At 42.2% G+C, this 9,837-nt stretch carries 7 protein-coding genes and 1 pseudogene; 4 read left to right on the forward strand and 4 right to left on the reverse strand.

All coding sequences use genetic code 11. From position 1 onward, the window contains the following. The first annotated feature begins 212 nt into the window (after nt 1-212). Together MN869_RS09375 and MN869_RS09380 are read left to right on the forward strand one after the other, a co-directional pair. Nucleotides 213-1,100 (forward strand): TonB family protein, encoded by an 888-nt coding sequence (locus MN869_RS09375; protein WP_004802579.1) that lies wholly within the window; start codon nt 213-215, stop codon nt 1,098-1,100. A gap of 287 nt (nt 1,101-1,387) precedes the next feature. Continuing rightward, nucleotides 1,388-3,538: a TonB-dependent siderophore receptor gene (locus MN869_RS09380; RefSeq protein ID WP_241304872.1), complete on the forward strand. Its 2,151-nt coding sequence runs from the start codon at nt 1,388-1,390 to the stop codon at nt 3,536-3,538. A gap of 71 nt (nt 3,539-3,609) precedes the next feature. Here MN869_RS09380 and MN869_RS09385 read toward each other — a convergent pair whose 3' ends face one another. From MN869_RS09385 to miaB, 4 genes are all read right to left on the reverse strand, one after another. Then, nucleotides 3,610-3,909, reverse strand: a complete 300-nt coding sequence (locus MN869_RS09385) for an antibiotic biosynthesis monooxygenase (RefSeq protein ID WP_005200249.1) — start codon at nt 3,907-3,909, stop codon at nt 3,610-3,612. Between the two features lie 11 nt (nt 3,910-3,920). Next, complete coding sequence (ybeY, locus tag MN869_RS09390; RefSeq protein WP_241304873.1) at nt 3,921-4,406, reverse strand: rRNA maturation RNase YbeY; 486 nt, start codon at nt 4,404-4,406, stop codon at nt 3,921-3,923. 67 nt (nt 4,407-4,473) lie between these two features. Further along, the gene (locus MN869_RS09395) at nt 4,474-5,550 is read right to left on the reverse strand and encodes a PhoH family protein (protein WP_004655946.1); all 1,077 of its coding nucleotides are present in this window, start codon (nt 5,548-5,550) and stop codon (nt 4,474-4,476) included. A gap of 39 nt (nt 5,551-5,589) precedes the next feature. Further along, on the reverse strand, nt 5,590-7,041 hold the full coding sequence (miaB, locus tag MN869_RS09400) for a tRNA (N6-isopentenyl adenosine(37)-C2)-methylthiotransferase MiaB (RefSeq protein ID WP_004802583.1): 1,452 nt from the start codon (nt 7,039-7,041) through the stop codon (nt 5,590-5,592). Nucleotides 7,042-7,341: 300 nt separating this feature from the next. Between miaB and MN869_RS09405 the strand changes: the two genes are divergently transcribed. Then, nucleotides 7,342-9,249 carry a lytic transglycosylase domain-containing protein gene (locus MN869_RS09405; RefSeq protein ID WP_171061094.1) on the forward strand — a complete coding sequence of 636 codons (1,908 nt, stop codon included), beginning with the start codon at nt 7,342-7,344 and terminating at the stop codon, nt 9,247-9,249. Between the two features lie 45 nt (nt 9,250-9,294). Beyond that, nucleotides 9,295-9,753: pseudogene (locus tag MN869_RS09410) on the forward strand (ribonuclease I); the annotation flags it as partial. Nucleotides 9,754-9,837: the final 84 nt, after the last annotated feature.

Genomic DNA, 9,837 nt, shown 5'->3' on the forward strand with positions numbered 1-9,837 from the left:
GTAAAGCAATGCCACAATCTTTGTATTCACTAAAAAATAAAAATAAATTTCTGACTTGCAGTGTAGCAAAATTAATTGCTACATTTTCATAAAATGATGGTATGGAAACACTGTAACTATAAGTGGATCACATTTTTGTAAAATTTTGAATATTGGTTTGGTTTTTATACGGTTATGCCGTTGGGGATGGGACATTTTGTCGCTTGAATACCATGTGGAATAAAATAAATTTTCGTTCAGAACTGTCCCCTTATTGGTGGCAAGATCCAATTTTTGTTGGGGCAGTGGCTTTGGCGATGCTTTTGCATGGGGCGGTGTTGGCGATTCAATTTACCATGCCATCACCCTCTGACACTTCCACCAAAGAAATTGCCGTCACCGTTCGTCCAAGTACTGAAAAAGTTAAAGATGCAGACTTTTTGGCGCAAGCTGATCAAAAAGGTTCGGGCGATTTCCGTGAAGCACATCGGATGTCGAGCGATATGCCTGCACCGATGCAAGCCGATGCAACTACAGGTGAAAAAGAGTTAGAAAGTCTGGAGAAAATACAGCAAAAACGAGAGTTAAAATTCGAAGAAAAAGTGCTCATGACGGTTTTGAGTTGGCAAAAGCAAGCCGAGCAGAGCGAACGTAAAAAGACCTTGGATGATCTACAAAGTCAGTTTCAAGCCAAAGCTGCCATGGTCGCGAGCTTAGAAGCGCAATATTTACAACGACAACAAAATTTTAGCCGTAAACAACGCATTAAAACCGTTGATGGCATTCAGGCCAAACAAGATGCATCTGCTGCTTACCTAGATAAATTTCGCCAAAAAGTCGAGTTATATGGGAACCGCTATTATCCTGATCAAGCCAAACAACAACGCTTGGCGGGTGAAGTGCGCCTCATGGTGATTCTCAATGCAGAAGGGGGAATTCGAGCGATTCGCTTAATTGAAAGTTCTGGGCATGCGATTTTAGACGAAGCTGCTAAAGCATCGGTTCGCCGTGGTGCACCATTTGGACCCTTTGATGCCACGATGAAAAAAGAAATCTCTGAGTTGCGCATCATTCGGACTTGGCGTTTTGATCCAGTTGATGCTGAATTTGAAGTGCACTAATTAAGGTGTACTTCTTATTGGGAAATAATGATAGACAAACTACAAACTAAATATTTATAAAAATCATTTAATTATTTTTTAAAAAACTTAAATATATTTTTAAATTCAATAAAAACAGTTAACTAAATTTATTGCTTAAAACTTGAATTGATAATAAAAACAATTATCATTTGCAATGTGTTTTTAGTTAACTCTCCTTTTGAAAATGAATGCATCCTTCTTAAAATTTATCGGGGGAATGAGATGCATGTTTTCAAGACCGTTCCCTTGCAATAAGGACATATTTCATGCATCAACCTCCAACTTTAAACCTGTTTAAAGCCCGCCCACTGGTCTTGGCAATGGCTGCGATCTTGTTACCTACATTGGTATTTGCAGAAGACGAAGCGAACGAAAATGCAAAATTGCCAACGATTACAGTCAAAGCAGAAGAAGGGGCTTTGGCTGTAACGGAAGGAAAGAAAAGTTATACCGCTAAAAGTACCAATACATCGACCAAACTTAATTTATCGCTTCGAGAAACACCACAATCGGTCAAAGTTCTCACCCGTGAGTATTTGGATGATGCCAATATTACATCGTTTCAGGACATGTTAAATAACGTCACAGGCGTGACTGTGAATCAGTGGGATGAACGTCAGTACCCAACAGCACGTGGTTTTGATGTCGACTATTATCTGTTTGATGGTGTTCCAAGCAATGTGGGGATGGAAGCCAATGATCCTGATTTAACCATGTATGATCGGGTTGAACTGGTGAAAGGCGCAAATGGTTTGATGACAGGTGCTGGTAATCCTGCAATTGCAATTAACATGATTCGAAAACATGCCAATGCGAAAGAGTTGACAGGGAATGTCAGCACTTCTTTGGGTTCATGGAATGCATGGTCAAGTTCAGCAGATATTTCCACACCATTAAATGCCGATGGCAGTGTCCGTGGTCGTGTCGTCGTGAAGCATGAGGATACGGATTCGTATATGGACCGCTACGAAAAAACCAATAATGTAGTCTATGCGGTTGTGGATGCAGATATTACGGATAAGACTTACCTTTCAGTCGGTGCGGGGTATCAGAATCTAGAGCGAGATGGCGTTCGTTGGGGCGGATTGCCCGCATTTTACACCGATGGTACCCGAACTGATTTCGATCGTTCTAAATCGGTGAGTTCGGATTGGACCTACTGGAATACCGATACCACCACGGCTTTTGCGACATTGAAACAGAATCTATTTAACGATATCAATTTGAATGTGAACTATGCTTATCGAGAAGTAAAACAAGACACGGCTTTGCTTTATTCATGGGGCAAGCTGGATAAAGCAACCAATACACTCGACTCTTTCATGACCTGGTCTGATGCTACTAAGACCAAAGAAAATAATATTGATACCTATCTCTCAGCACCTTTTATGCTGGGTGGTTTAAAGCAGGAAGTTGTTGCAGGTTTTATGTATAACCAAAGCAAGAAAGATAAGTGGTACTCAGGAACGCCTCCGATTGCCTCAGGTGCTGTGCTCGATTTTGATCATCCAAATATTCCATTAATTGGTGCCATTCAGAATAATAACTTGTATCAACCTCCAAATAAAACCACACAAACAGGTGCTTATCTTGCAGGCAAGTTCAGCTTCTTGGAGCCATTGAAGTTAATTACAGGGGTACGTTTATCAAACTGGAAATATGAAAGTGACAATGGTGAAGGCAATCGGGAATTTAATAATGAAGTTACACCATATGCAGGCTTAGTTTTTGATTTTCTGGATCAATACTCTTGGTATGCCAGTTATACCAGTATCTTTAAGCCTGAAGATAAACGAGATGCGAATCGCCAATATCTTGATCCAAGAGAAGGGAAAAGCTATGAAACTGGCTTAAAAGGTGAGTTTTTAGATGGTAAGTTGAATGCGGCCTTATCGGTATTTAAAACCCAGCAGGATAATGTTGCAGAAGAGATAGTTGGTGTTTTTGTACCTGATACCAATGGTAACCCAACCACTGAGAAAGCCTACCGCAGTGTAGATGGCGTTGAAAGCAAAGGGGTTGAGTTTGAACTAGATGGGGAAATTAAAGACAACTGGAATCTGAGTTTTGGTGTTGCACATTTCAATGCCAAAGATGCCAAAGGTGATGAAGTTCAAACCATGTCGTCAAGAACCAGTGCCAATCTTTTTACCAAATATACGCTGGATAAGTGGAGTGTTGGTGGTGGGCTAAACTATAAGAGCAAATTTTATACTGGAGAAGGTAGTCAACGTATTAGCCAAGATGCATATGCTTTAGCAAACTTAATGGTGGGTTATGATATTGATTCAAATATCAAAGCACAGATTAATTTGAATAATGTATTTGATAAAAAATATTATTCAGGCATCGGGAATAACAGCATGGTCTATGGATCACCTCGTAACGTGACTTTGACGCTACGCTACCAATTCTAATTCTCTTGAGAAATAAAAAACGGCTGAATGCAGCCGTTTTTTATTGAGTATGTGGATAAGTTTGCGCTTATTCACAAGCCATTTTGACTCGAATAAGCACGTTCAACGGTACAGATTTCCACACTAAAATCCTGATACCATTTTTCTTTACCCAAGCGCTGAGCAACCAGATGTTCTGCATCGCGTTGCCAAAGTTTAATATCTTCAAGACTGTTCCAGTAAGACAGTGCTATTTCAAAACCATTTTCACTACACGCTTCAAATTTGACGCAATTAAATTGGCTCAAGGCTTTATTTCTCAGCTTCTGTGCCATTTCAGAGTAAGTTACATCAAGTTGTTTGATCGTGGCTTTAAAGATAACGATATACATAGGACCTTGGATTAGCTTTCATCGGCTTTGTAAGGATTGGCGATGCCCAATTTTTTTAGAATCTCAATTTCTAAGGCTTCCATTTCTTCGGCTTCAGTTTCATTGGTTTCATGATCGAAGCCCAGCAAATGTAAAACGCCGTGAACCAGTAAATGGGTGAAATGATCGCTTGGCGTCTTTTGCTGTTCTGCCGCTTCTTGTAAAACCACAGGAATACAAATCACCAAGTCACCTAAAGGCTCTGCATCGAGTAAGCTGAGCATTTCCTCAGGAATATCACTTGGGAACGACAGCACATTGGTCGGTTTGTCTTTTTCGCGGTATTGCAGATTGAGTTCATGGCTTTCAGCCAGATCAACACAGGCAATTCCAATTTCACAATTGGCATCAAAACCGACATGGCGCAGTGCAGTTTCGATATTTTTTTTGATTTGACCACGTTTGAGTGGCAATTCCGCAGCTTGAAAGTCTTGTTGAAGACTTAAATTGATTTTCAAAATAGATCCTTAAAATCGTCCCCTTAAGATGCGACTAAAGCATCTTAAGGGGAGTGGGGGGATTTTTCTAAATGTGTTGCGCATCTGCTGCAGAATCATTTTCTGCAATCAGTGCTTCTTGTTTGGCTTTGCGTTCGGCACGAGCTTCAGCAGACAGGCGTTGCTGTTCACTGTCCCAACCTTCGTAAGCTTCAACAATTTTTTGTACCAATTGATGGCGAACCACATCACGTGAATGGAAACGGGTGATATGAATCTCATGGACATTTTCCAGTACACGTAATGCTTGTGCTAAACCGGACTGCTGCCCACGCGGTAAGTCAACCTGTGTAACGTCACCTGTAATCACGGCACGTGAACCAAAACCTAAACGGGTCAAGAACATCTTCATCTGTTCAGGTGTGGTGTTTTGTGCTTCATCTAAAATGACGAATGAGTGGTTCAAGGTACGTCCGCGCATATAGGCCAGCGGAGCAACTTCAATCACTTGGCGTTCAATCAATTTAGCCACTTTTTCAAAGCCCAGCATTTCATATAGGGCATCGTAAAGTGGGCGTAAGTAGGGATCGATTTTTTGGGTGAGGTCACCGGGTAAGAAACCGAGCTTTTCACCGGCTTCAACCGCAGGACGAACCAGCAAGATTCGCTGAATTTCATTGCGTTCCAGCATATCAACCGCGGCAGCAACCGCCAGATAGGTTTTACCGGTCCCTGCTGGGCCAATACCGAAGGAAATATCACTTTGTAAAATACGTTGTACATAGCGTTTTTGATTGGCGCCACGTGGGTTAATTCGCCCTTTGCGGGTCTGTAACCAAACACTATCGAGGCCTGTATGTTCTTGATCTGAATCATCCATCAGTTCACGATCGGTCTGTGAACCTTGGATCATCAAATGAATGACATCGGCGCTGATTTGCGAGGAAATTTCTGATTCTTGATAGAGCCGTTGCAGTAGTGCTTCGGCTCTTTCGACCGCTTCTATATCACCATCGAGATAAAAGGCATCACCACGGTGAGTAATTTTGACATCTAAACGTTGTTCGATTTGTTTTAAATGCCCGTTATACGCACCGAGCATGCTTTTCAAACGTTCCAATTGAATTTCAGGGAACGTTACTGTACGTCGAATCGCTGCAGTCAAGATAAACCCTTTTTGTTGCTTTGTAGGAATACCCTTACATTACGCCACGTCAGGTTCAAGATTCAAGAGTTCTCCGTAAACTAAATTCAAAGTTTTAATTTCCGTGATCTCAATCTCTGCGAAACGGCCAATCCACGCGGCATCACCGATAAAAGTAACCAAACGTGTATTGTCCGCTGTACCAATTAAAACATTCGGATCTTTATCAGAAACCTTCTCAATTAATACACGTTCAATCTTACCGAGCATGGCATCCGTTTTATCAATACTCGAACGTTTAATCACTTCTTGTACTTGAGCCAAACGGTCTTTTTTCACTTGCTCAGGGGTACTGTCTGGTAAATCAGAAGCTGGTGTACCTGGACGCTTCGAATAGACAAAACTATAAGAGTGATCGAAATCTAGATCTTTAATGAACTGTAGGGTTTCAGCAAAGTGCGCATCTGTTTCGCCTGGGAAACCGATGATGAAGTCGCTGGATAAATGCATATCTGGACGTACTTTACGTAACTTGGCAATTTTATCGATGTAGACATCAATCGTATGGTTACGTTTCATGGCTTGCAATACATCGTTTGAACCACTTTGTACTGGTAGGTGCAAGTGCGAAACCATTTGCGGTAAATCACGGTAGCATTGAATTAAATCTTCTGAGAATTCAAGCGGGTGAGAGGTGGTGTAGCGTAGACGACCAATCCCTGGAATTTCTGCCACTAAGCGCAACAATTCTGGGAAGGTACAAATTTCACCTTCAAAGGTTTCACCGCGATAACCATTGACGTTTTGACCAAGTAAGCTGATCTCACGTACACCTTTTTCAGCCAAGCCAGCGATTTCTGCCAACACATCATCCAACGGGCGAGACACTTCTTCGCCACGGGTATAAGGGACCACACAGAATGAACAGTATTTCGAGCAACCTTCCATGATGGAAACGAATGCTTTGAAGCCTTCCACACGCGGTTCAGGCAAAAAGTCGAACTTTTCGATATCTGGGAAAGAAATATCAACCAATTTGATTTTTTCTTTCTTTGGTTTTTCAATTTGAGCGTGATGCTGATCTAGCATTTGTGGCAAACGGTGCAGCGTTTGTGGACCAAAGATCATATCCACATAAGGTGCGCGTTTTTGAATGTTGTCACCTTCTTGTGATGCAACACAACCACCCACACCAATGATGAGATCTGGGTTTTGTTCTTTCAGTTTGCGCCAGCGACCTAGACCACTAAATACCTTCTCTTGTGCTTTTTCACGGATCGAGCAGGTATTCATCAGCAGAATGTCTGCTTCGTTTGGATTGTCAGTGAGCACATAGCCATGTGAATCACCTAACAAATCTGCCATACGATGACTGTCATACTCATTCATCTGACACCCTTGAGTTTCAATAAACAATTTCTTGATTGAAACATCAGCGGTGTGCATTGGCTGGGTAACAGTGTTTTCTGAAGCAGCTTTTACAGCACTGGGAATGAATGTTTGAACCGTCATGCAGGCTCCTAAACAAGGTGGATTTAAATAAACGGCGGATTATAGCAGCATTTTAAACGGAACGCAGAGAATAAAAAACTGACAAAAATGGACAGTTTATGAATAAAATTGCGCGAATTTTAATGAATATGAATCAGTAATTTACATAACACAACAATAGTGGAAGGCCAGACTTATTACACTATAATAGCAGCGCAAAATTGGGCATAGATATTGATGAAGATGAAAAAGCAGCGTGATTTTAGAACAACCGTAACTCCAAAATTGAATAACAAGAAGAGCTTCCGTTGTTTTATTGCAATGGGAGGAATGATCGCATGCTCATCTGTCTATGCTCTAGATGAACAATTTAATGATGCGTTGCGCGCTGCCAATGCAGGCAATTCTGCTTTGCTCGATCAATATCAATCTGACATGCAAAATGATGCTTTGGGTTATTATCCAGAATATTGGAAACTGAACACCAATCTAGGCTTTCAGCCTGCATCTTCGATTATTAGCTTTGCACAACGCTATCCACAATCAGCGATGGCGGAAAAACTCTCTGCCGATTACGTGGAAGAAAAAGTCAAACTCGGAAGCTTTGCCGATGCCAAGCCTGTACTGAGTTATGTCACCAATCCAGATCAAGAAGAAAGTTGCGCCGTTGCACAAGTCCGTGCAAAAACAGGTGATAGTCTGGTTTTTGCAGAATATAAAGACATTTGGTTAGCAACCAATTCTCAGCCTGAATCATGTAATGGTTTGGGGCGTTTGATGCTGTCTAGCCCATTGATGACTGCACAAGACCGTCAACAACGTTTATGGGGGCAATTACGTGCAGGCCAATCTGGTCCCGCGATTGCCACTGCTCAAACCATGGGCTTGAATCTTTCTTTAGCGCAGTTTAATCAAATTCAAGCCAATCCATTGGGTTATTTGTGGAGTGCACCGAAGTCGAATGATGCCGATTATGCCTATTTAATCTTTGCCTTGGGACGTGTTGCGGATAGCGACTTAACCAATGCTTTGGGCAATGTGCAGCGTGCTGTTCAAGATGTGCCACAACCCGTACAACAATATTTATATCGCACCATTGGTTATGTTGGCGGTACTACCGTAATGAAAAATGGCTTTAATCGTGAAGTGTTAAATGCCTATGACCAAAGTTATGGTTATCCATTTAGCCCTGAAGAAGCTGAAATTTATGCCCGTCAGGCGATTCGTTTCGGGGCGTGGGAAAGTTTGATTCGTGCGATTGATGCGATGTCGGTGACACAAAAGCAGGAAGACCGTTGGCAGTATTGGTTGGCACGTGCATCGGAGCAGCGTTCAGATGGTGGTTCTAAACAAGCGGCACAGCAGATTTATCGCAAATTGGCACAAGCTGGCGATGACTACCACAACTTGTTGGCGAAAGATCGCCTCGGTGAACGTTATAACCATCAGCCTTATAATGAGCAGCCAAGCACTCAGGATATTCAACGCCTGAATCAAAATATTCATTTTAGACGTGCCTTTGCATTAAGAGATGTCAATGCGCCTGCCAATTATACCAATCGTGAGTGGAACTGGGCGGTTCGCCAAGCCTATTTACAACACGACGATGGTCTGCTTTTAGCTGCAGCGAAACGTGCGCATGATGTCGGTTGGTATGATCGTGCAATTTATGCAGCGGATCGTACCACGTCTCGCCATAATGATACTTATCGTTACGCGACACCGCATCGTAGCAATGTAACCAGTCATAGTTACAATGCAGGTATTGATCCAGCATGGGCCTATGGTTTAATGCGCCAAGAGAGTCGTTTTGTAACCTCCGCACGTTCCCATGTTGGGGCAGGTGGTTTAATGCAGATTATGCCAAACACGGCAAAATTGATCGCAAGACAAATGGGTGAAACTTATAATCCTGCGGCATTGAGTGAAATGAACACCAATATTCGATACGGGACCTATTATCTTTCAATGATTCAAAGTCAGTTGAGTGGTAATGCGGTATTGGCAACAGCAGGTTATAACGCGGGCCCAAATCGTGCACGCCGTTGGCAGCCTGATGCTCAGAATATGGCAGCAGATCAATATACTGAAACGATTCCATTATTGGAAACACGTGACTATGTTAAACATGTCATGACCAACGCTACACATTATGGTGTGGTATTAGGGCAGGGATCGCAATCGTTAGAAAAACGAATGAGTACGATTCCTGTACGTAGTGGGCCTTAAGACACACCAAGATGTTTAAGTGAAACAATGAAGTTTTTGCATTTGATGAAACCAATCGAATTACTCAAAGGGCAATTGATGAGATTGCTACAGGCCTTGGCTTGTTATTTGATCTTCTCTTTCAGTGCTCCATTACATGCTGCGAGTAATCAAGACGTTGCAGGCTATGTCATGCATGTCCAAATGACACCTGCTGCTTGCTCTTTTGATTCATCAAGACAAAAACAACGTAAATGTCTGGAAGGTTATTCTCTTACGATAGCAAGTTTATTGCCTGAAGTGCCGCTCAACCGAGATTGCTCAACAAAAACATCTGCCAAACTATCGCCATTACAAGCCAAGGTGGTGGCGCGTGTCATGCCTGATGAAAATGCCCGTGTGCAGTTATGGCAGGATGTGGGTGGATGTATGCCGATGAATGCCAGTCAATATTTTAGAACCATTATTAACTTTGCTGAGCGTTTAAAAATCCCTGCGGATTTGACCAGCCCGAATACCATTGAAGGGCTTTGTTGCACAAATAGACGAAAGATAGAGTTGTTCTAATCTTCAGATATTTATGCAACAGCCACCGTTTTAGCTGTACCA

Origin of the sequence: Acinetobacter sp. NIPH1876, assembly GCF_022808535.1 — a bacterium.
Classification (GTDB): Bacteria; Pseudomonadota; Gammaproteobacteria; order Pseudomonadales; family Moraxellaceae; genus Acinetobacter; species Acinetobacter higginsii.